Source organism: Paraburkholderia sp. BR10882 (assembly GCF_040948855.1).
Taxonomy (GTDB): domain Bacteria; phylum Pseudomonadota; class Gammaproteobacteria; order Burkholderiales; family Burkholderiaceae; genus Paraburkholderia; species Paraburkholderia nodosa_A.
The window spans coordinates 183,455-209,248 of record NZ_JBFPKP010000004.1 but is presented as its reverse complement, the minus strand read 5'-3'; the positions used below and the strand labels follow the sequence as shown (position 1 = coordinate 209,248).

Below are 25,794 nucleotides of genomic sequence, written 5' to 3'. Positions count from 1 at the left end.
CGGTCACGCCCCCGTTGCGGCCTGCTTTTGTAGCGCAAAGCGCTGCTGCGCGCGCCGCTGGATCTGGTCGACGACCACCGCCGCCACGATGACGACGCCCTTGATCACCGTTTGCCAGAACGAACTCACGCCCATCATCACGAGCCCGTCCGAAAGCATGCCGATCACGAACGCACCGACGATGGTGCCGCCGATCTTGCCGCGTCCGCCCGACATCGACGTGCCGCCCAGCACGGCCGCCGCGATCGCGTTGAGTTCGAATGTCTCGCCGCTCATGGGGTGCGAAGCGACCAGTTCCGATGAAATGATCAACCCGACGATCGCCGCGCAGAAACCGGAAAACATATACACGAACATCTTCACGCGATTCACGCGCACACCCGAGAGCTGGGCGGCGCGCTCGTTGGCGCCAACCGCATAGATCTGCCGGCCGAGCGGCGTGCGCGCAGCAATGTACGCGGCGACCACGCCCACCACGACCAGCAACCATACCGTGAGCGGAATGCCGAGTATCGTCGCGCTGCCGAGAACCGGAAAGCCGCTGGTACCGTAGGCGGGATTGCCCGTGAGGTTCGGGAAGGTCTCGCCGCCCGAGGACAGCAACGCTGCGCCTCGCGCGATATAGAGCGTGCCGAGCGTCGCGATGAACGGCGCGACGTTCAGCCGGGTGATGAGCAAGCCGTTGATCGCGCCTACCAGCACGCCCACGATCAGCGCCACGACGATCACGGCGGGCACGCTCAGAAAGAGCGTGTACTCGCTGCCGATGGGAATGCCCTTGAGGATGAGCCCGCCCGCCACCATGCCCGTGAGCCCCACGACCGAGCCCACCGAAAGGTCGATGCCGCCCGCCACGATCACGAACGTCATGCCGATCGCGAGAAAGGCGTTGAGCGCGACGTGCCGCGACATGATGAGCAGGTTCTCGATGCTCAGAAAGTTATGGGCGGCGAACGAAAAGAAAACCACGACCGCGAACAATGCGATGAACGTACGCAGCTTCAGCAGCAGGAGCAGCGGCGCCTCGCTGAAGCTCGCTCCGGGTGCCGTGCTCTTGATGGCCAGCGACATGAATGCTCTCCAGATGAATGCAGGCTAAACGTTGGAACCGTGACGACCGTTGAACGCGCTTGCTCAGGCCGCCTGTTCGTGCGCAGCATGGGTGGCATGCGCCGTCCTGTGCCCGACTGCGGAGGCGGCGACGAGCGCGTCCTGCGTAGCGTCGGCGGCATCGAATTCAGCAGTGACACGGCCGTTCGACATCACGAGAATGCGATCGGACAAGGCCATCACCTCTTCGAGATCGGACGTCACGAACAGCACGCCCAGTCCCCGGCCGGCCAGGTCGCGCATGACCTTGAAAATGTCCGCCTTCGCGCCGACGTCGATGCCGCGGCTGGGCTCGTCCATCAGCAGCACCTTTGGCGTGGTCATCAGCGCACGCGCGATCACCACCTTCTGCTGGTTGCCGCCGGAGAGCGAACTGACCGGCAGCCGCCAATCGGCGACCTTGATCGCGAGGTTGCGAATGTAATCGAGCACCGAGCGCTGCTCGCGCCGCGGATCGATGTGGAAACCTCGCGCATGTGCCGCGAGACTCGAGAGCGTCATGTTCTCGCCAATCGACATGATGGGCAGCAGCGCGTCGGCCTTGCGGTCCTCGGGAATGAGCGCAAGGCCCTGCACGACGCGTCCCGCGATCGGCTTGCCGTCGAGCGCCTTGCCGTCGAGCACCACGCTGCCGGTTGCGTGCGCATGCACGCCCAGAATGCATTCGAACAGTTCGGAGCGCCCCGCCCCCATCAGTCCGTAGATGCCGACGATCTCGCCCGCGTGAAGCGACAGCGAGACGTGATCCACGAGCAAGCCGCTGCCCTTGCGCGGCAGCGTGACGTCGCGCAGCGTCAGCACCTCGGCGCCGCGCGTGTGGCCGACGGGGCGCGAAAAGTCCTTCGTTTCGCGGCCCACCATTTGCCGCACGATCCACGGCACGTCGATCTGCGCCATCGGCTGATGGCCCGTGATGAGGCCGTCGCGCAGCACCGTGATGTAGTCGCCGATCCTGACCAGTTCTTCGAGCCGGTGCGAGATGTAGACGATCGACACGCCCTGCGCCTTCAGCTCCGCAATCACGCGAAACAGCACGGCCACTTCCGCCGCGCTGAGCGCCGAGGTGGGTTCGTCGAGGATCAGCACGCGCGCATCGTGGGCGAGCGCCTTCGCGATCTCCACGAGCTGCTGCTGCCCGATGCGCAGATCCTCGACCAGCGTGTCGGGGCTGAGGTCGAGTTCGAGCCGCGCGAGCAACTCGCGCACTTTCTCGCGCTGTGCGTCGGCGTCGATATCGATGCCGACACGCGTGATTTCGTGCGCGATGAAGATGTTCTCGGCGATCGTGAGGTTCGGAAACAGGTTGAGTTCCTGAAAGACGATGCCGATGCCGAGGCGTAGTGCCTCTGCGCTGCTAGCCGGTGCGACTGGCTTGCCGTCCAGCACGAGCTTCCCGCTGGTCGGCTGCTCCGCGCCCGCGATGATCTTCATGAGCGTGGATTTTCCCGCGCCGTTCTCGCCCACGAGCACATTGACTGCGCCCCGTCGCACCGAGAAGTTCACACCCTTCAGTGCAACCGTGCCGGGATAGACCTTGGTGACGTCCTCGACCTGGAGGATTACGTCGGCATTGCTGGCATCGGTCATGACTTGCCCCCGACCGTGACCGCGAGCGGTACGATCTCCGGCTGGTCGCTCGACGAGTCGTACGAGAACGCACCCGTCACCGTAATCGGCTTGCCTTTGAGATCGTTGCGCGGCAGCGGCTTCATGACGTGATTCGCCGCGTACGCATTGAGCGCCGTGCCGAATTGCGCATACTCGATCTGGTTGCGGAAATTGCTGAACGAAATGAAATCGAGCGAATCGCGCAGCGTGGTCCCGAGCACCGTCGGACCGATGTCGACGATCACGCTGGCCTGCCCGCTGCCGTCGACGTCCACGCCCACGGTGCCCTGACTCGACTGTGTGTCCACGTCCACGATCGTGCCGTGCAGCGTGGTCGGAAAGTTCCACGGCGCGCCATCGTCCTTGCCGCGGTAGCCGTACTTGTGGCCGGCGGCGTCGGGGTCCGCCTTGATGGCATCGCGCAGCGTCCGATAGTCCACTGCGCGCTTTTCGATGTCGGGCACGATCTTCGTACTCCACATCGACGCCACCATGGCGTTCGGGTCGTAGCCCGCCGACGCGTAGTTGTCGTGCGATCCACCCGAGCCCTGCAGGTCGCTGTTCTTCACCAGCTTGCAACCGTGCAGCGCGCCACCCAACACGGCGGCCACCACGGCAATGACCGCGTACCGAAGCACTCCCATGCATAACCCCATCTGGTTACGGATGTCCTTGCGGAGCGCGCCGCGCCCCGCTCGTGCAATGCTTGTGCTACCGATGCGCGCCTTAACGCAAGGCGAACATGTCGAGCTTGCTGGCGTTCGTCTTCGTGATGAGCGAGCAGTTGATGAGCTGCTTTTCGGGTTTGCCCGTCGCGCCGGTCTTCAGATACTTGTCGGCCTGATCGACCGCGTCGTTGGCCGCTTCGGCCGCTGGCTGCAACACCGTCGCGCGGATCTCGCCACGCTTGATCGCGTCACGCACATCATTGCTGCCGTCGAAGCCCACCACGATGATGTCGTTGCGCTTCGCAGCTTTCAACGCGGCTGTTGCGCCCATCGCCATGGTGTCGTTGCCGGCTATCACGCCCTTGATGTCGGGGTGACTCTGCAGGATCGATTCCATTACCGAATAGGCTTCAGTCTGACTCCAGTTCGCCGATTGACGCTCGACCATCTTCATGTTCGAAAACTGGTCGATCACATCGTGATAGCCCTTCGAGCGGATGCCGGCATTGATATCCGCCTCACGGCCGACGAGCTCCACGTAGTTGCCTTTCTCGCCCATCGCCTTGACGAAGGCGCGCGCGCCGAGCTGCGCACCCTGGTAGTTATTCGAAACAATCTGTGAGATCGCGATGCCAGTCGCGTTGATTTCACGATCGATCAGGAACGCGGGAATTTTTGCGTCCTTCGCCTTCTTGACTGCGGCGATGGACGCCTCCGAGCCGGCGTTGTCGAGAATGATCGCCTTCGCCCCGCGGGCGATGGCGGTGTCGATGAGTTGTGATTGCTTATTGGCGTCGTCGTCATGGACCAGCACGATGGTGTCGTAGCCGAGCGCCTTGGCGCGCGCGTTCGCCGTGTCGGCTTCCGCCTTGAAGAAGGGATTGTCGTGAGAGGGGGTGATGATGGCGATGAGATTGGCCGCTTGCGCGACGCCCGCCGTGCCGAGAACCGCAAATGACATCAACGTCGACGCAAGCCAACGCCTGGGTGCCTTCATGATGCTGTCTCCTGTCTGGTTAAACGCCTTTGTCTGACTACAACCAGCTGACGGTCGTGATTGCCTTTCAACACTCATCACTTATGCCGTCATGATGTCATCATACCAGTAGGCAGGAACTCCGCTATGTTTTTAGATCCAGGGTTTTCTCTCATCTCGCACAAGTGGCAGAATCGGCACTTATCGCCTGCCCAGGTTAAAGATTGATGGGTCCAGGGCCCGCTCGGCGCGCGGCCCGCTTGCGCGCCCATCGCGCGCCTTCTACGCTTTTTATTCCACTTCCCGCTTCCGGCCTGCAATGAAGTCCCATCGGCATACCATCTTCACGGCGCTCCTCGCGGCCGCCCTGTTCGGCATCACCACCCCGCTCGCCAAGGCGCTGCTCGGCAGCGTGTCGCCGTTCATGCTCGCGGGACTCTTCTATCTCGGCAGCGGCTCGGGGCTCGCGGCCGTCCTGGTGTTACGCCGCTTGTCGGCGCGCCGCAGCCATTCAGCCGCCACGCAGGAGCCCGCACAGGACCCGTTGCGCCTGGCCGAGTTGCCATGGCTTGCCGGTGCGATCGCCGCGGGCGGCGTGGCGGCGCCCGCCCTGCTCATGCTCGGCCTGAACACCACGCCCGCCGCCACGAGCGCGCTGCTGCTGAACCTCGAAGGCGTGCTGACGGCGCTCATCGCCTGGGTCTGTTTTCGCGAAAACTTCGACGCGCAGATCGCGCTAGGCATGCTGGCGATCGTGGCGGGCGGCGTGCTGCTCTCGTGGCCCGGCGCGCATGCCGGCGCCGTGTCCGGCATCGCGCCCGGCGCGCTGCTCGTCGCGCTCGCGTGCCTGTGCTGGGCCATCGACAACAACCTCACCCGCAAGGTCTCCACCAACGACGCGATGGTCGTGGCCTGCACCAAGGGGCTCGTGGCCGGGCCGGTGAATATCGGCATTGCGCTCGCCGCGGGCGCGCACTGGCCCGCCTGGCCGGCGGTCAGCGGCGCCATGGCCGTGGGTTTCGCGGGCTATGGCGTGAGCCTCGTGCTCTTCGTCGTCTCGCTGCGCCATCTCGGGACGGCGCGCACCGGCGCCTATTTCTCCGTGGCGCCGCTCTTCGGCGTGGCGCTGTCACTGCTGCTGTGGCCGGAGCGCCCGGCGCTGGCCTTCTGGCTCGCGCTCGCGTTGATGGCGTTCGGCGTGTGGCTGCACGTACGCGAACGTCACGACCACCCACATACGCACGAACCCCTCGAGCACACCCACGCGCACCGGCACGACGAACACCATCAGCACGAGCACGATTTCGCGTGGGACGGCTCGGAGCCGCACACGCATGCGCACCGTCACGCGCCGATCACGCATAGTCACGCGCACTATCCCGACGTGCACCATCGGCACGCGCATTGAGGGCGGCACGCGTCGCGGTGCTTCCCTCGCAAACGGCGTCAAGATTTCCCAGGACCGCCGCGCGTGGCACGCGCACGATGCACTCGTCACACAAAACGAAGGAGACAAGTGCGATGGCTACTGTCTACCGGGACGTTCCCGTTGAAGCCTCGGCGCAAGATGTCTGGGCCGCGCTGCGCGATCCCGCCAACGTCGATCGCGTGTTCGCCGGCGTGCTGACCAATGCGCGCATGGAAAACGACGTGCGATGGGTGACGTTCGTCGACGGCACCGTGATCGAGGAACGCGTGATCGGCGTCGACGATGCCCGCATGCGCCTCGCCTACACCGTGTGCGGCGGACGCTTCGAGCATCATCACGCGACGCTTCAGGTGATGCCGGACTCATCCGATTCGCCCCAACGTTGCCGCGTGGTCTGGATCAGCGACTTCAAGCCCGACGAGCGGATCCAGATGGTCGAGCCGCTCACGGATGCGGGCTGCGCGGCGCTCCAGCGCAATCTGGCCCGGAGTTGAGGGTGGCGGCCGGGCGGAAGTCGTCTACTGTCTGAAAAGACGCAGCACGCCCGCCCGCGCTTCTGCGCCGCGCGTCCTGGAGGCCGGTGTCGCTCATGGCAATGGTCGGATTCTTTTGCGGCCGCGCGGGCCAAATTCGATTGCGGTTGCCGGGCTTGACAGTTAGTTGCGCAAATGAGGCGCGGCCGGACTGACAAAAAGCACAACCCAGGCGCCGAGCCGCCGCGAAACACACTGTGCGACGGCGCCCATACCGGCACGCCAATTGCGGTCAGAATAGTGCCAGATGAGTCGACACCGGGAGCCGCAATGCGGGTAGGTAAATTAACGTTGGCCGTGCGCTGCATCGTCGTCTGCGCGGGCCTTGCTGGAACGCCCGCGGCACGCGCCGCCGGCACCTTCGACGGCGACTGGAACGTGACGCTCACGTGCCCCAAGGGCGCCGGCGACACACCGGCTTACCGATATCAATTCCCCGTCGAAATCCAGCAAAACGTCCTCCACGGAGAACACGGCGAACGGGACGCGAGTGGCTGGCTCACGCTGGACGGCAAGCTCGAACCGGACGGTTCTGCCACACTCGTCGCCCAGGGCCTGACTGCCACATCGCCGCACGCCAACAATCGAGCGCCCTATTCGTATGAGGTCAGCGCACAGTTCGACGCGACTTCAGGCAGCGGCTCGCGCACGACCGCACGCAAATGCGACTTTGTGTTCGTAAAGGAATGACTGGCGAGGATGGCTGGCGGCCTGAGCGAATTGGCGCCAGAAAAGAAAAAGCCCGCTGAGAGAGCGGGCTGAATCCATATCAGGAGGAGACATGGAGGAGACGGGTTAAGTATAGGGTTTTCCCCTAATCTGCGCAACTCCTTTTTTCACGATCTTGCCGCGGCCTGTTTCGACCTCAATCGGCGCGCTTCTCCCGCTGAACCGCGCCGAAATGGAACGCAAGAAAAAGCCCGATGACGAGCGCGCCCGCGAGCAGCGCCGCGACGTCCTCGCGCGTTGCAGGTTGCTCGAGACGTCCAGCGCCCAGCGCGATTGCGATCGCGATATTCACGAAGCCCCAAACCACGTTCACGATGGGCGACGAGTCGCCCCGCCCTCGGGGACGGGCGAAGGGCGTGGGAAAAGGCAGCCCCTGCAGGCCGGAAGCCAGATGTGGAATCGCGTTGCAAAAGAACGCGCCAGCGAAAAAGAGCCACACGTACGGCATGTCATAACCTCGAACGTTCAAACGGGAAGGGGCAGCGTGATGGCGGCAACGGCGGGCGGCAACGGCGGCGATCGCCGCCGCGCCGAAATGCGAGGACAGCCTCGCAAATCATGGTAGTGGGTAGCCTCTCATAAGTCAATTGATCGGCGAGCGGTCGAGACGCACCCTTTCATGTCCGCGTGTTCTTGCGTCTGGCCGACAAAGGCATCCCGCGTGCTAATATGCGAGGAATTCCTCTCATACCCTCGCATTTGAAGATAACGCCATGACGTCATCCACACCCGTTGCGGAAGCCGCTCGCGGCATCGAGCCCAAACGCGAAAGGGGCCGCCAGCGCGTGGCCGCGATCCAGGACGCCGCTGTCGCCGTTTTCACGGAGAAGGGTTACGACGCCGCCACCATGACCGAAATTGCGGCGCGCGCGTCGACGGCGATCGGTTCGCTGTACCGCTTCTTCCCGACCAAGGAGGCGCTGGCCGAAGCACTGTTGCTGCGTTACGCCCAACAGGCGAAGAACGGACTCGCCGAACTGGAGCAACAGGTTCCGGAGATGACGCTCGAGGCCGTCGCCGATGCGCTCGTCGATTTCATGCTGCTGTTGCAATCGCAACGCAGCTTTGCCGTTGCACTCGTCGACGCCCGCAGCGGCAGCGACGACCATCGCAGGCGCTTTCGCGAAGCGATGCGCGGCGGCGTTGCCGACATCCTGAGCCGCGCGATCGCGCATCTGAAGCCGGCCAAGGCAAAAGTCATGGCGATCGTGCTGATTCACATACTCAAGGGCGTCGCCAGCATCGCCAACGAAGAGCCATCGGCGCGCGCCGTGCTGATGGCCGAACAGCGCGATCTCGTGCGCCTGTATCTCGTTGCGGCTGCGGAGCGCGCCGACGGCAAATAGCCGCCACCGGGAAAAGCGGCTTCAGCCGCGCATGATCTTTGTGCGCTACCATCGCTGCATGTCCAAACCACCGCTACCCGCACGCGCGGCTGCCGTGCCGCTTGCCGACACGGCGCAGGCGCAGCCCCCAGGCCTCTACGCCACCGCATTGGCGGCTGTGATCGCGCTGCTCGCGTGGGGGGCGCTCGCCGCGCAAACCGACATTACGATCCAGCGCATGGTGCTGCGCGGTTTCGACACGTTCGAGGCCATCGGCAGGCTTTCGGCCTACCTCACCAATCTCACGGTGCTGCTCGTTGCGCTCACCTTCACCTGCATCGCACTGCGCGTGCGCACGTGGCCGGCGCGCTTGCTTCGCGCTCCGGGCAGCGTGAGCGCGGTTACGGTGTATATCGTCTTCGTTGGCATTGCTTATAATCTGCTGCTGCGGCATCTCTGGACGCCGCACGGTTATCGCGCGCTGCTCAACGAGAGCCTGCATAGCCTGATCCCGCTGCTATGCGCCGCGTATTGGCTCCTGTTCGTGCCGCGCTTCACCCTGACTGCTCGCGACCGCCTCGCCTGGCTCGTCTATCCGCTGGGCTACCTTGCCGTCACCTTCTGGCGCGGCAGCGAGACTGACTTCTACCCCTATCCATTCATCGACGTCGCTCAGCTCGGCTATGCACATGTGCTCGTCAACAGCGCCTTGCTGCTTGCCGCCTTCATGGTGCTGATGACGGTCTTCGTGACGATCAACGCACGCAGGCGCCCTGCCGTCGTCGCAAACGAGGCCCTCGCCGTCACCGACTTGCAGCGCCCTGACTAACTCCTGGCTTCCCGATCGAACCCATGCCCGTCTATATCGCCCTGCTACGCGCCGTGAATGTCGGCGGAACCGGCAAGCTTCCCATGCCAGAACTTCGCGGCATGTGCGAAGCGCTCGGGTTCGCGCAAGTGCGTACCTATATCGCGAGCGGCAACGTGGTGTTCGAGAGCCGGCTGGCCGAAGCATCGGTGAAAAAGAAGCTCGAGCAGAGCCTCGAGGCTTATGCAGGCAAACCCGTCGGCGTGGTGGTGCGTACGGCTGCCGAATTGGCCGCCGTATTGCATGACAACCCCTTTCCCGCTGGCGCGCCTGATCGCACTGTCGCGATCTTTCTCGACACGCCGCCGCCCTCGGACGCGTTCGACAACGTGAGCGGTCAGCAGGCGGAAGAATTCCAGCTGGGCGAGCGCGAAATCTACGTGTTTTACAAGGACGGTATCGGGCGCTCGAAGCTCAGGATCGCTGCGGCGAAGGCCGGAACCGCGCGCAACATGAATACCGTGGCGAAGCTTCTGGAGATGGCGCAAGCGTAGGCTGCCCTTTTAAGCACGGCCCAAGCCCCTACTTCAACGACCAAAAGAGCGTTGTATCGTGAGTTACGAGCGGAGTTTTTTCAGGCCGGTGTTAGCGTAGCGTAAATGCAGCGACGCATCGCAGTCGATACAATGTGTGTCCCGCTACGCGTCACCCTTTTCCAGTCGCCGGCGTCAACGTCCCCTGCCGAGCCTCCCCACTCGCCTGCGCCGGATCGCCTTCGCTCGTATCGTGCAGGCGGTCCGGAATGAACAGCGCCATCACGCCGCTCAGGAAAAACACCGCGCCGACCACAAGAAAACCCATGCCGATCGAAAACTGCGTAGCGATATAGCCGATCACAATAGGCGCCGCGCCCGAACAGAAGCGTCCCACGTTATACGAGCCGCCCACCGCCGTGCCGCGAATGCGCGTTTCGAAGCTCTCCGACATGAACGTCCCGATCGTGCCCAGCGGCACGCCGTAGAGAAAACCGAATACGAGCATCAGCCACGCAATGTTCTCGCGGGTATGGAACAGCACGATCATGGGAAGAAAGACAGCAGCACCGATACAGCCCAGCACATACACGCCGCGCCGGCTCCAGATGTCACCCAGCCAGCCCGCCACGATCTTGCCGATGAACGCCACGACCCACGTCGCGGTCATGTACCCCGTCATCGAGCTGAATTTGATGTGCAATTCGCTTTCCAGATACGTGGGCAACCAGTTGTTCAAGCCATAGAACCCTGAAAGCGCAAACACGGACGCGAGCGACCAGAAAATGAACATCCTGCGTGCCTCGCGGTCCGCGAAAATCAACGCGTAGCGGTTGTCGTGCCAGCGGCGGCCGCTCGGGCGAGCCGCGGCCTCGCTCATGCGCCAGCTCGGCGGCTCGGGCACGAAGAAGTGAATCGCCAACGCGAGCAGCACGGGCGCCGCCGCCACATAAAACAACGTGCGCCAGCCGTAATGCGGCAGGATCCACGTGCTGAGCGCGATCACTGTGATATAGCCTGCGGAGATCGCCGTTTGGAGCACGCCGAGTATCAGCGAGCGTCGCGCCATGGGTACGTATTCGGCCACGAGCGTACTCACCAGCACCATGCAGCCAATGCCCATCGAGCTGAAGAAGCGCACGACCGCGAATTCCAGGAAGCTGTGCGTGAAACCGAGCAGCCCCGCGCCCACCGAGAACAGCACCATCGCCCAGACCACCACGCGCACGCGCCCGAGCGAGTCGCTCGCCCAGCCGCCAAGAATGCCGCCAATCGCCATGCCGAGCAGCGTCAGGCTGCCGAGCGCACCCGCCTCGACATTGGTCAAGCCGAATTCACTCTTGATACGCGAGAGCGTGAGGCCGTACATCATGACGTCGGCACCGTCGACCAGCAGCGCGAGATAGCCGAGCGCGAAGACGAGTAGCCAGCGATTGGCGGTTCCGGTGGATGTCGTTGTGTTCATCGACAAGGGTCCTGCGTTCAGAGACTTGCATGGGCCGCAAAAGACATGCCATGTGCGACGAGCGCGGGCGCGAGAAACGCGCCGAGCAGCAGGCCCGTTTCTTCGTGTTGCGCGGTGTACCAGCCCTCCACGTGCGTGAGGTTCATCGTCCCGACGCAGCGGCCGTCATAGGCAACCGGTATGTTCAGTATCGAGCCTAGCCCCATCGCCGTCATTACCGCGTGATCGTCGAAGGCTTCGCGCAGGCCCTCTGGCGTCGTGGCGCGAAACGGTTCGAGATCCGAAAGAATGCGCTGCGCCCAGGGCGTGCCGCTTTTCCGCTTGCGTCCGCCCGGCGGGTAGACGTCGGGCATGTTCGTGAACATGCGCTCCACCTCCTGGCTCCTGGCGTCGTAGGCCATGATCGTGAAGAGGCGAAAGCCGATGGCTTCGGCGGCGACGGCGCACACTTCGCGGAAAATCGCGTCCGGTTGCCCGGGCTGGCGAATGACGTGCGAAAGGCGCGCGAGCGCGGCAAGTTCGCGTTGGAGCGCGTAGGGTTCGTTCGCGAGGGAAAGGGGCGTTTGCATGGGGCGTACGAGAGTGAGAGTGGCGCGCGCTCAGCCTCGCAGCCCGTCGCGGGCAAGCGGCTTGTGCGCATCGAACTCCGCCTGCGCGCCGCTCGCCTCGATGTCTTCGAGCGAGCGATTGCGGGTTTCGATGCCGAGGAAAAACACGACGCAAGCGCCCGCCAGCAGCACGGCGGTCGTCATGGCGAACACGCCGAAGAAGCCGAACGCCGGATACACGAGACCCACCAGAATGGGCGCGCTTACCGAGCCGATGCGACCGAACGAAGACGAAGATCCCGTGCCGGTCGTGCGTACGGCCGTCGGGAATACCTCCGGCGTATAGGCATAGACGCCCGCAAATGCGCCATTCATGAAGAACGAGAGGCACACGCCCGCCACCGTGATCTGCACGCCCGTATGCGAGAAAGCCAGCGCAATCGCGGCGAGCCCGCCAAGCGTCATGTAGGAGGCCACGACGCCCTTGCGCCCGATCCGCTCATTGAGCCACGCCGCCGAGAAATAGCCAGGAATCTGCGCACCGTAGATGGCAATCGAATAGCCGAAGCTCCTGGTGAGCGTTAGGCCTTCTTTGACGAGCAGGCTAGGAATCCACGAGAAGAACGAGTAATACGCGAAGGCCACGGAGAACCACATCAGCCAGCTCACCGCCGTCGTGCCCACGAGCCGGCGCGAAAACAGCGTCAACACGTTTTGCAGCGCACTGCCGCTGCCCTGCGCGGCGGCGGGAATCGCGCCCACCGAGCCGAGCGGCGCCAGCGCAATGCCCTCCTGCTCGTAGCCCGACTCGATCGCCCGCACGATGCTGTCGGCTTCGGCGGAGCGTCCGCGGCTTTCGAGCCAGCGCGGCGACTCTGGCAACGTCCTGCGCCACCAGAGCAGCATCACGACCGGCAGCGAGGTCAGCACGGCGAGATAGCGCCAGCCGTCCGCGAAATTGCGCACGACGGTATAGCCAAGAATCGACGAGCTTAGATATCCGAACGACATGAATCCGACGAGCGCGCCGCAGAACATGCCGCGATAGCGTCGCGGCACGAATTCCGCGAGGAACGGTGCGATGACGACCGTTTCTGCGCCCGAACCAAACCCCGCGAGCATGCGGAGCGCGAAAAACGTATGCCAGTCGTGCGCCGTGGCGCTCGCCATGGATGCGGCGCAGTAGATGGCTAGCGCGCTCATCATGATGCGGCGGCGGCCAATTACGTCGGCCAGCACGCCCGAGAGAAACGCGCCGAAAAAATAGCCGATATACGTACTGCTGGCGACGAGTCCCGTCTCGGCGCTCGTCAAATGCCATAGCTTGCTCACGACCGGCAGCAAAAAGGCGAGCGACGAAGAGTCCAGCCCGTCGAACATATAGCCGAGCCCGCCGATCAACAGCAGTTTGCGATGGAAGCCCGCGAGCGGCAGTCGTTCGAGTCGGGCGGCGACGGTGGACATGGTGGGTCGGTTCCGGTTGAGCGTGGCGCGTGGTCAGCGGCCGATCGCATAGGCCTGCATCTGGCGCGGCGTGGCCGCGCCGCGCATGAGCCCGTTGCGCATGCCCACCGCGCACACGCGCCCGAGCCCCCATGGCTCGGCCACCGTGAGATCGTGGCCGCGCGCGCGCAATTCGGCGAGCGTGGCTTCGGGAAAGCGCGACTCGGCCGACATCTTGCCGAGCTGCATCGAGCGCGGATAAAACGAGCCGGGGAAATGCGCGGTCTGGAACGAGGGGGAATCCACGGCGGCCTGCAGGTTCATGCCCGCATGCACGTGCCGCAAGAACAGCTGCATCGACCATTGATCCTGCTGATCGCCGCCCGGCGTGCCGAACGCCGCATAGGGCTCGCCCTCGCGCGTGACGAGCGTGGGCGAGAGTGTCGTGCGTGGACGCCGGCCCGGCCCGAGCGACGAAGGCAAGCCCTCTTCCATCCAGAACATCTGCGCGCGGGTGGTGATGTTGAAACCGAGGCCGGGGACCGCCGGCGACGCCTGCAGCCAGCCGCCCGACGGCGTGGCCGAGACCATGTTGCCCCAGCGATCGACCACGTCGAGATGAACGGTATCGCCGCGCAATTCGGGCAGCGGTGCGAACGTCGGCTCGCCCTGCCCGAAGCCGCCCGGCTGCTGGCGCCCTGCGTTGGCGAGGATGCGCGCCGCGCGCGCTTCGCTGTCGAGAAGCGGCCCGGGGCGGAATTCGAACGAGGCCTTGTGCGGATCGACGAGACGGCGGCGCGCGTCGTTGTACGCGTCGCTCAGCAGCGTTTGCATCGGCACGTCGGCAAAGTGCGGGTCGCCATAGAACACGTCGCGGTCGGCAAACGCGAGCTTCGACGTTTCGATGACCGTGTGCACGAAATCCGCACCGAACGGATCCATCGCGTCCAGATCGAAGCCCTTGAGCAGCGCGAGTTGTTGCAGGAACATCGGCCCCTGGCCCCACGGTCCTGTCTTGTGCACGCGCAGGCCCGCGTAGTCGTACGAGAGCGCTTCCTCGTAGGTGGGCTCCCAGCGTGCGAGATCGTCCGCATCGAGCAGGCCGCGATTGCGAAGACCGGATGTGTCGAGCACGTCGGTCGAGCGGAAATACTGGTCGATCGCGTCTGCCACGAAGCCGCGGTAGAACGCCGAGCGCGCGAGTTCGCACTGCTCCGCGCGGTCGCTTTTCGCGCTCGCCTCCCGCAGGATGCGGCGGTACGTGGCGGCAATGGCGGGATTGGCGAACAACGCGTTCGGAGCGGGGGCGTCGCCGTCGCGCAGCCATTGCTCGGCGGAGGTCGTCCATTCGCTGAGGAAAAAGTCCTTGATCGCGAGAATCGACGCGCACATGCGCGGCAGCACCGGATAGCCGTTCTCCGCGTAGCCGATCGCGTAGCTCAGCACGTCTTCGAGCGGCAGCTGCCCGTAGTCGCGCAGCATCATCATCCATGCGCCGAACGCGCCGGGCACCACGGCGGGCAGCAGGCCGGTGCCCGGCACGACTTCGAGCCCGAGCGCGCGCATGCGTTCGATCGTCATGGTCGCCGGCGTCACTCCCTGGCCGCACAGCACGCGCACACGGTCTTGCCTTGCGCTGTAGAACACGACGGGCAACTCGCCGCCGGGGCCGTTGAGATGCGGCTCGACGATCTGCAGCACGAAGCCGGCAGCAGCAGCCGCATCGAACGCGTTACCGCCCTTCTCGAGCACCGCCATCGCCGACGCGCTGGCGAGCCAATGCGTGGACGCCACCATCCCGAAGGTCCCGATCAGCTCCGGACGCGTTGTAAACGACATCTTCCACTCCCTGTGTGAAAGGTTCGGCCCGTGGTCGAACCTTTGCAGATTGGTTCCAAAACCTTTCACGATCAGCATACGAAGGAAGATTTTTGGCTGCACCCCGTGTTAACCCTGTAAATCTACGGAGTACCGTGGATTACGTCGATTTGACGAGCGCACGGTTGCGCGGCGCAGCACAACTGATAGAATCAAACCAATTCATATTGGTTCACGCTACATCATGGAAAGGTCCGTGCTCGACAGTCTGCTTGCCTACATCGCACAGCACCGCTTGAAAGACGGCGACGCGTTGCCTCCCGAACGCAAGCTCGCCGAGGACCTCGGCGTGAGCCGCCGCGAACTGCGCACGGCGCTCGCCTCGCTGGAGGCATCGGGCCGGATCTGGCGCGGCGTGGGCCGCGGCACGTATCTGGGCGCGCGGCCGCTGAAGTTCGCGCCCACGCTGCGCGGCCTGCGCTCGCGTACGAGCCCGGTCGACATCGCGGAGATGCGCCTCATGTTCGAGCCGGCGTTAGCCGGGCTTGCCGCCGCCAAGGCCACGCCCGAGGATCTGGCTGAACTGGAGAAGTGCGCGAAACGGAATGCGACGGCGAAAAACGATGAGGAGTGGCAACTATGGGACCAGCGCTTTCATCTGCTGATCGCACAGGCCTCGCGCAATCCCGCGATCATTGCCCTGATGGAAGTGATCAACGGCATGCGGGTCAAGCCGACCCAACGTGAAAAGACCACGGATCAGGCCACGCGCCATCATTTCGCACAGCAGCACCAGTCCATCGTCGAGGCAATTCTCGCGCGCGACGGCGAAACCGCCGCGCGTTGCATGCGCGAGCATCTGCTGAAGGTCCAGGGGTACGGCTCGCCGCATTGACGGAAGAAGCTACGGCGTTCCGCGCGCTTACTTCACGGTGGAAGCCGCCGCCTTGCACGTGACGGCATCCTGTTCGCCCGTGCCGCCGCTGCAGCCGATCGCGCCGATCACCTTGCCGTCCTCGACGAGCGGAAAGCCGCCGGGCGAAGCCACGAGGTCCGGCACGAGCGTGGCAACGTAGGCATGACCGCTCTCGAACTGGTTATAGAAAACGCGGGTCTCGCGGCGAAAGCGTGCGGACGTGCGCGCCTTGTTCTGCGAAACCTCGACAGAGGCGTATTGCGCGCCATCCATACGCTCGAAGGCAACGAGATCGCCATGCGGATCGACCACGGCGATGTTCATTTTCCAGTCGTGCCTGCGTGCCTCGGCTTCAGCAAGCGCAAGCAGATGCTTCGCCGCATCAAGCCCGATAGGCGAACCGTAAGGAATGTCGTAAGGCATGCGCTCGGGCACGGCAGCCGCTGGCGGTGCGGAAGCTGACGTTTGAGCCTGCACAGAGGTTACAAAGACGAGACAGGCCGCGCCTGCGATCTGAACAGAGTGATGCATTGCACACCCTCCTTCATCGGCGGGCCAAGGCGTTACGCGCGTGCAGCCCTTGCCAGTCAACATACTCGCGCGATACGCCTTGTGCAAGGCCGATGAATCAGCCCTCCTTACCATCGACACGCGGCGCCACCAGCCAGCCTGCGTAGCGATAACAATAGGCTGCGAACGCAACGACCCAGCACGCACCCGACGCTTCGATCCAGAACGCGAGCCACTGCGGCGCGAGCGAGGGTCCCGCCACGCGAATCAGCGCGGCAAGCACGAGCAACACATAACAGGCGATATCGAAGCCGCCCGCCATCAGTTTGCGACCCGTGTATCCGCGCGCCGTGCGTGTGATCATCGCCATGATCGCGCAGCCGATAGCGCCCACCGTGAACGCGTGAATGGCGAGCGTATGCGCGACCGAACCCATTGCTGCGAGCGCGAGCAGCACAAAGCCGACGGGGATCCATGCATAGGCGATGTGCAGGATAGTCAGGATCGGCCGGTTGCCGACGCGCCACGAACGCCAACCCCAGATTCGCGTACCTTGTGCGCACGCCGCCGCGAGCGCGGCGATCGCAACGAGCACGCCGGAGCCGAGCGCGGCGTCGAGCACGAACGCCAGCGCGCTGAGCGGCATCACCGCGCGCTCGACCGCGTTCCAGCGCTGTGCCGCGTAGCCGGGCACGGCGTTGGCCGTGAACGACGGGATGATGCGCCCGCCGATGATCGTGATGAACAGCACCAGCATGCCCACGGCGAGATACGCGCTGTGCAGCGCCCAGTCCGCGCGGCCCGCCAGCATCGAAAGATGGAACGCCACATTCAGCGCGGCGAGCATGCCGAGCGCGACCGGCAAGAAGATGTTGTGGCTGTTCCTGGCGCCGATGAGCACGCGCAGCAGCACGAGCGCGCATGCGGGGAGAAAGAGGCTGTCGACCACGGCGGCGACGCCTGACGGTGCGTAAGCAACCGTGATGCGCCCCGCGAGCCACAACAGCCACAGCGCCGCCAGCGACTTGCCCTGCGCCGGCGTGATCGACGTCCACGCGCGCACCGCGGTCAGCAGAAAACCCGCCACGATCGCCGCGCCGAAGCCGAAAATCATCTCGTGCGCGTGCCAGAACATGCCCGGCAGGTAGGAACTGAGACCCGGCAACGGATGGCCGGCATACGCGGCCATCCAGGCCAGCAGCGCCGCGCCGCCAAAGAGCGCGCCGCCAAGGTAGAACGGCCGGAAGCCGAGCGCCCACAGCGCGAAACCGCCGCGGGCCGCGGGGGTGGGTTCTTCGATTCGAAAAACGGTCATGATCGCTCTCGCCAATACATTCATTTTCAATGCATCTTATATGGACTGGCTGAGAATTGCCGCTGGGAAATTGAATGGTGCGGCACAAAAGCAATTGAAAAGTCTGCGAAAAAACCCGAAAACCGGCGTCGGGCGTGGACAATCGACATGAAAAACTGAAAGAGCGGTGTAATGTCGCGCCCCATTCCCTCCTCAAAGACAGCCTGGATGGTCGTCTCCCATTTTTGTTACTCGCTGAACGCCTTCGCCCTAAAACGTCGACCGGGATCAGGTCATCCCACCCGATTCCGCGATTGCGCATCCCGGTTACAAGCTGAAGTGCTTTTTTTGCGCGATAAAGCTTGGCAGAGCTTGAAAGGGTTTTGCTCTCCCCCTCCTTCGAAGCTTCGCGCAAAAATAAATCGATCGCTGTAACCGGCCCACTGCATTGCGCGAATTAGCTGGTGTATCCGCGACGGATACCTCAAATCTCAATCACTGGAGAACGTCCATGTCCGCAAAGACCACTGTTAGTTCCGCCCTGCTTGCAGGCGCCGTTGCCAGCCTGCTGGCTTCAGTCGCACATGCCGCACCGCTCACGAAGGAAGAGATGAACGCCGCCGTCGCCGCGCACAAGGAGAAGTGCTTCGGCGTCGCGCTGAAGGGGCAAAACGACTGCGCCGCCGGTCCCGGCACGACCTGTCAGGGAACCTCGACGGTCGACTTCCAGGGCAACTCGTGGAAGTTCGTTCAGGGTGGCACCTGCGCGAGCATCGTCGTGCCAGGCGGTGGCCACGGCTCGCTCACGCCGATCAAGTCCTGATCGCTACGACCACGAAAGAGAGGGGACGGTCATGAGCACTCCCATGCAATCAGCGGCGCGGTCCGGCCGTCCCCTTCGCATGGCGCCCGGCGCGGCTGCGCTAGCAGGCACCAGCTACAAGCGTGAGCATCTCGCGGCGATTCTCGAAGACGGTCTGCAGGACGGCTTCTTCGAGGTGCACGCCGAGAACTATATGGGCGCAGGCGGTCCGCCGCACCGCGCATTGAGCGCGATCCGCGAGCGCTATCCAGTCTCGCTGCATGGCGTGTGCATGTCGATCGGCGGACCGGACCGGCTCGACGCCGGCCATCTCGCGCGCTTTGGCGAGCTGGTCGCGCGCTACGAACCCACACTCGTTTCCGAACACCTCGCGTGGTCTTCGCACGGCGGCACGTTCTTCAACGATCTGCTGCCACTGCCTTACACAAAGGCGACACTCGATAAGGTCTGCGATCACATCGATCAGATGCAGGCAGCCATTGGACGTCCGATGCTGCTCGAGAATCCGTCGACTTACGTGGCATTCGCCTCGTCGACGATGAGCGAAACGGAATTCATCCGTGCGGTCGCGCAGCGCACGGGCTGCGGGCTGCTGCTCGACATCAACAACGTTTTCGTTTCAGCGACCAATCACGGTTATCCGGCACACGCGTACCTCGCGGACTTTCCTCTCGAATACGTCGGCGAGATTCACCTGGCCGGCTACAGCGAGCAGCACGACGACGAGCATGCGCCACTGCTCATCGACAGCCACGACCGCGCCGTCGCCGATCCGGTCTGGGCGCTCTACCGCGACGTGATCGCACGCACCGGACCCATACCGACACTGGTGGAATGGGACAGCCAGTTGCCTGCGTGGCCCGAACTGCGCGCACAAGCATTGGCGGTACGGCGCATCGCTTCCGAATTTTTTCGCAACAATACATCGGAGTCCAACACATACCTCAAGGAGCGTGCCAGCCATGAAGCCTGAGCCATCCGCGAGCGACTACGCGACGGCCTTCGCGCCGGGACTGACGAACCCCGACCTCGCCGCACCGAACGGTGTCGTGGCGGCGCACGGCAAGGGCGTCGTGAAGCGCTACAACGTCTATCGCAACAACGTCACGGTCAGCCTCATCGATGCGCTGGCCGCGATCTATCCCGCCGTGCAGCGCATCACGGGCGTCGAGTTCTTCCGCGCGATGGCGCGCTGTCACGTGCGCGCTACGCCACCGGCTTCGCCGCTCCTGTTCGAGTACGGACGCGATTTTCCGTCGTTCATCGAAACCTGGGAGTACGCGCGTGACATGCCGTGGCTTGCGGATACGGCACGCATCGAGCGCGCGTGGCTCGACGCCTACCACGCCGGGGACGCCACACCGCTTGCGGCCGACGCATTCGCGGGCGTCGATGCGGATTCGCTAGCGCAACTGCGCTTTGTCCCGCATCCAGCTACTCGCATCGTGCGCTCGCGCTACCCGGCCGCCGCGATCTTCGCGATGAACCGGACGCCCGGCCCCGTCACCCCGCTGCATTCGAGCGATGCGGAAGACGCGCTCGTCACGCGGCCCGATTACGACGTAATTGTCTCGCGCCTGCCCGCGGGCGGCGCTGCGTTTCTGCTCGCACTCATCGAGGGCATGCCGCTCGGCGCCGCCGCGCAGGCAGCCTTCGAGGAGAGCGCCGCCTTTGACCTGCCGGCCAGCCTGGCCGCAATGATTTCGGCGGGCGTGTTCGCCGCCGTTCAACCAGGAGCGTAACCATCATGCAAACTCGACAGGACTCCAGACCGTCTTTCGCGGGCAACGTCGCGCACGCGATCGGGTGCGCCCGGCGCTTCATCGAACGGCTCGCACAACCGTCGTTCGTGCAGCTCGTGCTGCGCATTGCGCTTGCGGTGCCTTTCTGGAAATCGGGCATCCTCAAGTGGCACGGGTTCCTGCAGCTCAACGACACGGCCATCGATCTCTTCACCGACGAATTCAAGCTCCATCTGCCCGGCGGTCCGTATCCGTTTCCCGCGCCGGCCCTCTTCGCGTTCCTCTCCGCGTGCGGCGAGGTCGGTTTCCCGGTGCTGCTCGTGCTCGGGTTCGGCACGCGCTTCGCGGCCGCAGGATTGCTGCTGATGACCTGCATCATCGAGCTGACGGTGCCGGACGGCTGGCCGATCCACATCACGTGGGCCGCCATGGCGCTCGGCATCGCCGCCTGGGGCCCCGGCGTGATATCGATCGACTACCTGCTCGGAGACCGCGCGTACCGGTCATGAAAACGCGAGAGCTGGTCACCCGGCTCGCGAGCGACGTGTCGCCCATCGAGCGCAACGCCGGCCCAAGGCGGCTCACGCGCGCACTGCTGCACGGCCTCGCCGGTAGCGCGGCCCTGCTGGTTGCGCTGTACGGCGTGCGCAGCGACATGCCCGAGCTGATCCTCACGACGATGTTCTGGGTGCGCCTCGCGTTCCCGCTCGCGATCATCGCCGCGGCCGTGGCGCTCGCCGAGCGGCTGGGCCGCCCCGGCGCGCACCTCAGGCTCGCGGGGCTCGCGGCGACGCTGCCGGTGGCCTCCATGCTGCTCGCCGCCGGCAGCGTTCTGCTGGCGACGCCGCCGGGCTACCGGCTCGAGTTGATGCTCGGCACGACATGGCGCACGGCGACGGCGAACGTCGTGCTGCTCTCGCTGCCCTCGCTCGCTGCGATATTGCGCGCGATGAAGCAGCTCGCGCCGACGCGCCTCGCCCTGGCCGGCGCAGGCGCGGGTCTGCTGGCAGGCGCGCAGGGCTTGCTCGTCTACTCGCTCTATTGCTCGGAGATGGCGGTCCCGTTCTGGGGAGTCTGGTACGTGCTCGCCATCGTCATCACGACTGCAGTCGGCTCGGCCGTCGCGCCGCGTTGTTTGCGCTGGTGAGATTCGCGTCGACGCCGCATGCGCCATGATGGATCGTTCGAAAGGGTGCCGTATGTTCTGGAACGCCTTCAAACCGCTGATCCGCTTCGCGCCCAAACTACGTGCGCTTTGCATGCCGTGGCTGCTTCTTGCCACTCGCGTCTGGTTTGGGCAGGTCGTGCTCGTGCATCAGATCATGACCATGGCGCAAGGCAATCACAGCGGCTCAACCGCCGCCGGATTGCATGCGCCGTCCAGCGTGGAGGCAGCGCTGCACGGTATCGTGCCACTCCTGCTCACTGCTGGCCTGCTGACCCGGCCCATCGCGCTTGCGTTGCTCGTTGGCGGCTACGGATCGATCGCCCTCGGCCCGGACGGCACAACGCTTGTTTTGCTCGCCTGGCTGGTCGTGCTGGGTCCGGGAACATTCTCCCTCGACGCGATGTTGGCGCGAGGCCTGGCGTGGGCGCCACTTGGGCCGGCCCGACAGGTCAGGACATGCTATGAGCTGATCGAGCGATATGTGTCACCTGTGCTCCTGCTCGTCTCGCGCGCAGGCATAGCGGCGTCGCTCAGTCTCGCTTCCGCATTGACGCCTACCCTTTTCGGGCAGGCTGCCCATCAAGGTCTGGCGGCACTGTTCGCCTACCCCTCATGGGTCGCTGCGCTGCTCGCATTCTGCATCGCCTTCGGCTGCATGACGCGGCCGGCGATGTTCATCTATGCCGCCATGGTTCCACTCGCTGGCATCGCCATGTCCATGGACGACCGGCTGGCCATGCTTCTCCTGCTGCTTATGTTTGTCGCCACGGGGCCCGGCGTCATCTCGGTGGATGATTGGCTCGCCCGCTGGGTGCTCGACCGCCCGGACAAAGAAGAAGGCACGCTGGACGAGTGTCCGCATGTCGTGGTGGTCGGCGGCGGCTTTGGCGGGATCGAGACCGTTCGCGGCCTGCGCAATTCGCGCTGCCGGATCACCCTCATCGACCAGCGGAATCATCATCTGTTTCAACCGCTGCTCTATCAGATCGCGACAGCAGCGTTGTCGCCCGGCGAAATCGCGACGCCGATCCGGAGCCTCTTTCGTGGCCAGCGAAATGTCCAGGTCCGTCTGGGAAGCGTCACGGGCATCGACACCGCCGCCCGCGAAGTGCTGATCGGCGCAGCCAGCCTCAAATTCGACTATCTCGTACTCGCGACCGGCGCGCGTCACAGTTACTTCGGCAACGATCACTGGGCGCCTTACGCGCCCGGGCTCAAGAGCATCGAGGACGCGACCTCGATCAGGAGCCGTCTGCTGCGGGCATTTGAAGAAGCGGAAACGGCCGCCGACGAAGCAGCCCGTGCCGCGTGGCTGACGTTCATCATCGTCGGCGGAGGACCGACGGGCATCGAGCTGGCCGGCGCCATCGCGGAACTGGCGCACCACGGGATGGATCAGGAATATCGCACGATCGATCCGTCGACCTCGCGCGTCATTCTGGTCCATGCCGGCCCTCGCGTTCTGCCGACGTTCCCGCCTTCCCTGTCTGCCGCCGCGGAACGTTCCCTTCGCAAGCTGGGGGTCACGATCTACCTCGATACCAGGGTGCTGGGCGTCGATCAGGAGGGCGCCGACCTCGGCAAGGATCGCATTGCATCCCGAACCATCTTGTGGGCTGCCGGAGTGGCAGCGTCTCCGGTCGCCAGATGGCTAAACCAGCCAGAGGACGCGTCCGGACGAATCAAGGTGAACGACGATCTCTCCGTTCCGGCCGCAGAAGGCATCTATGCGATTGGCGACGCCGCTGCGAGTCTGGGCTGGAACGGAGCAGCGGTGCCGGGGTTGGCGCCTGCCGCCAAACAGCAGGGAAGATATGCAGCGCGCGTGATCGACGCACAGCTTGCGGGTCGCCGTCCGCCTCCGCCGTTTCGATACAAGCATTTCGGCAGCCTGGCAACGATCGGGCGTCAGGCCGCGGTGGCAGAAATCGGCCCCATCCGCATGTGGGGTGCGCCAGCGTGGTGGTTCTGGGGCGCCGCACATATCGCGTTTCTCACCGGAGGGCCGAACAGGGTGAAGGTCATGCTGGATTGGCTCTGGGCCTATGTCACCTACCGACGCAGCACGCGACTCATTACCGATCCGGCTTCCGACAGACCGTCGAGTTGATATCCGCTGTGCGCCCACCTCAGGCAACTGGCAATCAAAGCGTCACTGGGTCGAGTGACGGTTGAGGGTAGCTTGCGGGCAGCATATGGGTTAGGCCGTAGGCGGCCAGTTTCCGACACGCGCCGACGTACGCGCGCGGACACTCGAACGGCTGCTACGGCTTGCCACCAGCCGTCGAGGAGCATCTTCACTGTCGCGAGCCCCTTGCCGCTCGTGCCGCCGATAATCACCACCTCTTTATCTTGGTACCGGTTCATATGTGTTTCCCTTGAGAGGGTCACGGTTACTACTTTGCCGATACTTAGCTACTTTGCACTACTAGATTCAAAAATACCGTATTGCCCGTGGGCGATCATGTAACTACCCAATCGCCCGCTGATTCTGGCAACTGCGACCATTTCGTCGCGACCGGCGCGCCTTCAGGACACCGCGCGTAAGGATTCCGCGTACGACCAGTTGACGCCAGAGACATTGGCAACCGCCTGCCACGCGGCTTCTTGATTAGCGCCATCGAGGAGGTGCGGCTGGCGCTGCGCCTGAATTGGGCCAGTGAATTTCCCTTTAGCCGACGCGAAGAATTGCCCTGAGACGTCGGTTCCAAACTCCGACGCCTGAAGGTACCGACGGGCCGCAGTCTCCGGCGTCTGATTCATGCCGGGAATGAGGTTCACGATTGGGATCATCAGATATTTCACCGCCCAGCCAGCGTTTCGCCCCACATTGGTGGCGGTCGCCGCACCGGGCGAGACAGCGAACACGGCCATGCCGGAGGGCAGCCGACGCGCGAGCGCAGCAGCCCACCAAGCAACAATGAGCTTCGCGTCGGCATACGCATTGTTGGGTACATACTTCACGTTAGGACCGTTGCGCAGCAGGGATTCCATAGCAGCGGTCAGGTCGCCCTGGTGGTATTTGGCGGCGAGTGCGTCCACGTCGGTGTACTTGAACATGGGTACGCCCCCTCGGGCGGGTTCCGCGCCGGCGATAACGATCCGCGCATTGGGGCTCAGCAGGTTGGCGCGGAGCAACCCGACAGTCAATTGGTGATGGCCGATGAGCGGAGCCTGAGAAGCCTCGACGCCCGCCGCAGTGATCACCCGCTGCTTACCTGGGACCATTCCGGCATTTAGCAGTAGAAAATGAATCGGCTGACCTCGCTTTTCCAGCTCGGCGAGGGCGGATTGAACGCTGGTCGGCTCGTCCAGCTCCAGCTCCAGCGGCGAAAATACCTGTTTCCTGGTCTGAGCCGCGAGCTGAGCGGCGGTTTCTTGAACCCGGGCCAAGCTGCGCCCGGTGATGAAGACTTGGCGGTAGCCGTTGGTGGCGAGCAAGCGGGCTGCCTCATAACCGACCCCTGAAGTGGTGCCGGTGACGAGCGCGATTGAATGTTCCATGGGCGTCTCCGTGTTAAAGGGTGATGGTCGAGTCATAAGGCCCAGCAAGGCCAACATCAGTTTGATAATTTAGAACTATTCGGTTATAAATTGGTGTGAAGGGAACTGTCAAGGAGTTTTGAACTAAATGATTCAAAATACCGCTAGGCCAGTAGGTCGACCGCGCAGCTTCGACGAAACGGGGGCGCTGGAAAAGGCGATTCAGGTGTTCTGGTCGAAGGGCTACGACGGAGTGACGATTGACGATCTCGTCACCGGGATGGGTGTGGGACGACCGAGTCTGTATGCCGTCTTTGGGGACAAGCGGGCGATATTCTTGCGCGTCCTTAAGGCGTACGCAGAACGGAAGGGCGCATCAGCCGCGAAGGCACTCCTCTCACCACAGGGTCTTCGCGACTCGATCTTGGGCTTTCTGAGGTACGCCGTCGAAAGTGCGACCGAGAAAGGGTCTGCCCGGGGCTGCCTTATGATATGCGTCGCCCCGCTCGTAAACGACGCTGAGGTTCAGCAATTCCTGCAGAGTGCGGTCGCGGGCGGGACGGCGCTGGTGGAACGTCGTTTTCAGGACGGGATCAGTGCCGGAGAAATCCCACCTGACTTTCCCGTCGCCGCGCGCGCAACCCAAGTCACAGATTTAGCGCGTGGGCTAACCATGCGTGCGCAGATGGGCGCGCCGCGCAAGATGCTCCTCAAAGATGCTGAGGAAGCGACGGACCTAGTGCTCCTGCCTAGGCGCGCCTGACGGGTTATCGGAAACCTTAAAAAACTGGTAACTGCCGCTCAGCTCGATCGCCTGATGGGCAGCCGGTCCAGAACGTTGAATAGCTGTCAACATACGGCGGCG

Annotated in this window: 27 protein-coding genes; 15 read left to right on the top strand and 12 right to left on the bottom strand. The window is 64.0% G+C overall.

The window, feature by feature from the left end; genetic code table 11:
- Positions 1-3: 3 nt before the first annotated feature.
- The 4 genes from AB3X99_RS13280 to AB3X99_RS13265 all read right to left on the bottom strand — a co-directional run bounded on the left by AB3X99_RS13280 (position 4) and on the right by AB3X99_RS13265 (position 4,383).
- Complete coding sequence (locus AB3X99_RS13280) at positions 4-1,071, bottom strand: ABC transporter permease (protein ID WP_069266467.1); 1,068 nt, start codon at positions 1,069-1,071, stop codon at positions 4-6.
- A 63-nt stretch (positions 1,072-1,134) separates the two neighbouring features.
- Entirely contained in the window at positions 1,135-2,697 is a 1,563-nt protein-coding gene (locus tag AB3X99_RS13275) for a sugar ABC transporter ATP-binding protein (RefSeq protein ID WP_342947317.1), read from the bottom strand.
- Positions 2,694-3,362 (bottom strand): DUF2291 family protein, encoded by a 669-nt coding sequence (locus tag AB3X99_RS13270; protein ID WP_368617160.1) that lies wholly within the window; start codon positions 3,360-3,362, stop codon positions 2,694-2,696. Before AB3X99_RS13270 ends, AB3X99_RS13275 begins: the two co-directional genes overlap by 4 nt.
- A gap of 82 nt (positions 3,363-3,444) precedes the next feature.
- Positions 3,445-4,383, bottom strand: coding sequence for a D-ribose ABC transporter substrate-binding protein (locus AB3X99_RS13265; protein WP_069266464.1), 939 nt, complete (start codon positions 4,381-4,383; stop codon positions 3,445-3,447).
- Positions 4,384-4,681: 298 nt separating this feature from the next.
- Between AB3X99_RS13265 and AB3X99_RS13260 the strand changes: the two genes are divergently transcribed.
- The 3 genes from AB3X99_RS13260 (at position 4,682) to AB3X99_RS13250 (ending at position 7,014) form a co-directional block, all read left to right on the top strand.
- The gene (locus AB3X99_RS13260) at positions 4,682-5,770 is read left to right on the top strand and encodes a DMT family transporter (protein ID WP_342947315.1); all 1,089 of its coding nucleotides are present in this window, start codon (positions 4,682-4,684) and stop codon (positions 5,768-5,770) included.
- Positions 5,771-5,883: 113 nt separating this feature from the next.
- Entirely contained in the window at positions 5,884-6,285 is a 402-nt protein-coding gene (locus AB3X99_RS13255; RefSeq protein WP_368617159.1) for an SRPBCC family protein, read from the top strand.
- 309 nt (positions 6,286-6,594) lie between these two features.
- Positions 6,595-7,014, top strand: a complete 420-nt coding sequence (locus AB3X99_RS13250; RefSeq protein ID WP_368617158.1) for a hypothetical protein — start codon at positions 6,595-6,597, stop codon at positions 7,012-7,014.
- A gap of 175 nt (positions 7,015-7,189) precedes the next feature.
- Here the strand turns inward: AB3X99_RS13250 and AB3X99_RS13245 are convergent, their stop codons facing one another.
- Positions 7,190-7,501, bottom strand: a complete 312-nt coding sequence (locus AB3X99_RS13245; protein ID WP_342947313.1) for a hypothetical protein — start codon at positions 7,499-7,501, stop codon at positions 7,190-7,192.
- Positions 7,502-7,766: 265 nt separating this feature from the next.
- On the opposite strand from AB3X99_RS13245, the gene AB3X99_RS13240 reads away from it, so the two are divergent.
- From AB3X99_RS13240 to AB3X99_RS13230, 3 genes are read left to right on the top strand one after another with little or no spacing between them, the layout of a single operon-like run.
- A complete protein-coding gene (locus tag AB3X99_RS13240; RefSeq protein ID WP_368617157.1) occupies positions 7,767-8,399 on the top strand; it encodes a TetR/AcrR family transcriptional regulator in 633 nt (210 codons plus the stop codon).
- A 58-nt stretch (positions 8,400-8,457) separates the two neighbouring features.
- The gene (locus tag AB3X99_RS13235) at positions 8,458-9,207 is read left to right on the top strand and encodes a Pr6Pr family membrane protein (protein ID WP_368617156.1); all 750 of its coding nucleotides are present in this window, start codon (positions 8,458-8,460) and stop codon (positions 9,205-9,207) included.
- 23 nt (positions 9,208-9,230) lie between these two features.
- Positions 9,231-9,740: a DUF1697 domain-containing protein gene (locus AB3X99_RS13230; protein ID WP_069266458.1), complete on the top strand. Its 510-nt coding sequence runs from the start codon at positions 9,231-9,233 to the stop codon at positions 9,738-9,740.
- Between the two features lie 151 nt (positions 9,741-9,891).
- Here AB3X99_RS13230 and AB3X99_RS13225 read toward each other — a convergent pair whose 3' ends face one another.
- The 4 genes from AB3X99_RS13225 to AB3X99_RS13210 are packed head-to-tail and all read right to left on the bottom strand — an operon-like array spanning position 9,892 to position 15,014.
- Positions 9,892-11,184, bottom strand: coding sequence for an MFS transporter (locus tag AB3X99_RS13225; RefSeq protein ID WP_368617155.1), 1,293 nt, complete (start codon positions 11,182-11,184; stop codon positions 9,892-9,894).
- A gap of 17 nt (positions 11,185-11,201) precedes the next feature.
- A complete protein-coding gene (locus tag AB3X99_RS13220) occupies positions 11,202-11,753 on the bottom strand; it encodes a GAF domain-containing protein (protein WP_368617154.1) in 552 nt (183 codons plus the stop codon).
- 30 nt (positions 11,754-11,783) lie between these two features.
- The gene (locus tag AB3X99_RS13215; protein WP_368617153.1) at positions 11,784-13,196 is read right to left on the bottom strand and encodes an MFS transporter; all 1,413 of its coding nucleotides are present in this window, start codon (positions 13,194-13,196) and stop codon (positions 11,784-11,786) included.
- A gap of 33 nt (positions 13,197-13,229) precedes the next feature.
- The gene (locus tag AB3X99_RS13210; RefSeq protein WP_368617152.1) at positions 13,230-15,014 is read right to left on the bottom strand and encodes a gamma-glutamyltransferase family protein; all 1,785 of its coding nucleotides are present in this window, start codon (positions 15,012-15,014) and stop codon (positions 13,230-13,232) included.
- Positions 15,015-15,237: 223 nt separating this feature from the next.
- On the opposite strand from AB3X99_RS13210, the gene AB3X99_RS13205 reads away from it, so the two are divergent.
- Positions 15,238-15,888, top strand: coding sequence for an FCD domain-containing protein (locus AB3X99_RS13205; protein ID WP_342947306.1), 651 nt, complete (start codon positions 15,238-15,240; stop codon positions 15,886-15,888).
- Between the two features lie 27 nt (positions 15,889-15,915).
- Here AB3X99_RS13205 and AB3X99_RS13200 read toward each other — a convergent pair whose 3' ends face one another.
- Positions 15,916-16,440, bottom strand: a complete 525-nt coding sequence (locus tag AB3X99_RS13200) for a heme-binding protein (RefSeq protein WP_069266453.1) — start codon at positions 16,438-16,440, stop codon at positions 15,916-15,918.
- Positions 16,441-16,537: 97 nt separating this feature from the next.
- The gene (locus AB3X99_RS13195; RefSeq protein ID WP_368617151.1) at positions 16,538-17,734 is read right to left on the bottom strand and encodes an NnrS family protein; all 1,197 of its coding nucleotides are present in this window, start codon (positions 17,732-17,734) and stop codon (positions 16,538-16,540) included.
- On the opposite strand from AB3X99_RS13195, the gene AB3X99_RS13190 reads away from it, so the two are divergent.
- The 7 genes from AB3X99_RS13190 to AB3X99_RS13160 all read left to right on the top strand — a co-directional run bounded on the left by AB3X99_RS13190 (position 17,733) and on the right by AB3X99_RS13160 (position 23,556).
- A complete protein-coding gene (locus tag AB3X99_RS13190; protein WP_176732932.1) occupies positions 17,733-17,885 on the top strand; it encodes a hypothetical protein in 153 nt (50 codons plus the stop codon). The two genes, AB3X99_RS13195 and AB3X99_RS13190, sit on opposite strands and share 2 nt — an antisense overlap.
- A gap of 339 nt (positions 17,886-18,224) precedes the next feature.
- Positions 18,225-18,536 carry a DUF2282 domain-containing protein gene (locus AB3X99_RS13185; protein WP_069266451.1) on the top strand — a complete coding sequence of 104 codons (312 nt, stop codon included), beginning with the start codon at positions 18,225-18,227 and terminating at the stop codon, positions 18,534-18,536.
- 79 nt (positions 18,537-18,615) lie between these two features.
- Positions 18,616-19,509 carry a DUF692 domain-containing protein gene (locus tag AB3X99_RS13180; RefSeq protein ID WP_368617339.1) on the top strand — a complete coding sequence of 298 codons (894 nt, stop codon included), beginning with the start codon at positions 18,616-18,618 and terminating at the stop codon, positions 19,507-19,509.
- A complete protein-coding gene (locus AB3X99_RS13175; protein WP_069266449.1) occupies positions 19,499-20,278 on the top strand; it encodes a DNA-binding domain-containing protein in 780 nt (259 codons plus the stop codon). Before AB3X99_RS13180 ends, AB3X99_RS13175 begins: the two co-directional genes overlap by 11 nt.
- Positions 20,279-20,283: 5 nt before the next feature.
- Positions 20,284-20,787: a DoxX family protein gene (locus tag AB3X99_RS13170; RefSeq protein WP_083245397.1), complete on the top strand. Its 504-nt coding sequence runs from the start codon at positions 20,284-20,286 to the stop codon at positions 20,785-20,787.
- Entirely contained in the window at positions 20,784-21,425 is a 642-nt protein-coding gene (locus AB3X99_RS13165; protein ID WP_368617150.1) for a DUF1109 domain-containing protein, read from the top strand. Before AB3X99_RS13170 ends, AB3X99_RS13165 begins: the two co-directional genes overlap by 4 nt.
- 52 nt (positions 21,426-21,477) lie before the next feature.
- Positions 21,478-23,556, top strand: a complete 2,079-nt coding sequence (locus tag AB3X99_RS13160; protein WP_368617149.1) for an NAD(P)/FAD-dependent oxidoreductase — start codon at positions 21,478-21,480, stop codon at positions 23,554-23,556.
- A 419-nt stretch (positions 23,557-23,975) separates the two neighbouring features.
- Here the strand turns inward: AB3X99_RS13160 and AB3X99_RS13155 are convergent, their stop codons facing one another.
- Positions 23,976-24,950, bottom strand: a complete 975-nt coding sequence (locus AB3X99_RS13155; protein WP_368617148.1) for an SDR family NAD(P)-dependent oxidoreductase — start codon at positions 24,948-24,950, stop codon at positions 23,976-23,978.
- 127 nt (positions 24,951-25,077) lie between these two features.
- Between AB3X99_RS13155 and AB3X99_RS13150 the strand changes: the two genes are divergently transcribed.
- Positions 25,078-25,692 (top strand): TetR/AcrR family transcriptional regulator, encoded by a 615-nt coding sequence (locus AB3X99_RS13150; protein WP_368602218.1) that lies wholly within the window; start codon positions 25,078-25,080, stop codon positions 25,690-25,692.
- The last annotated feature ends 102 nt before the right edge of the window (positions 25,693-25,794 follow it).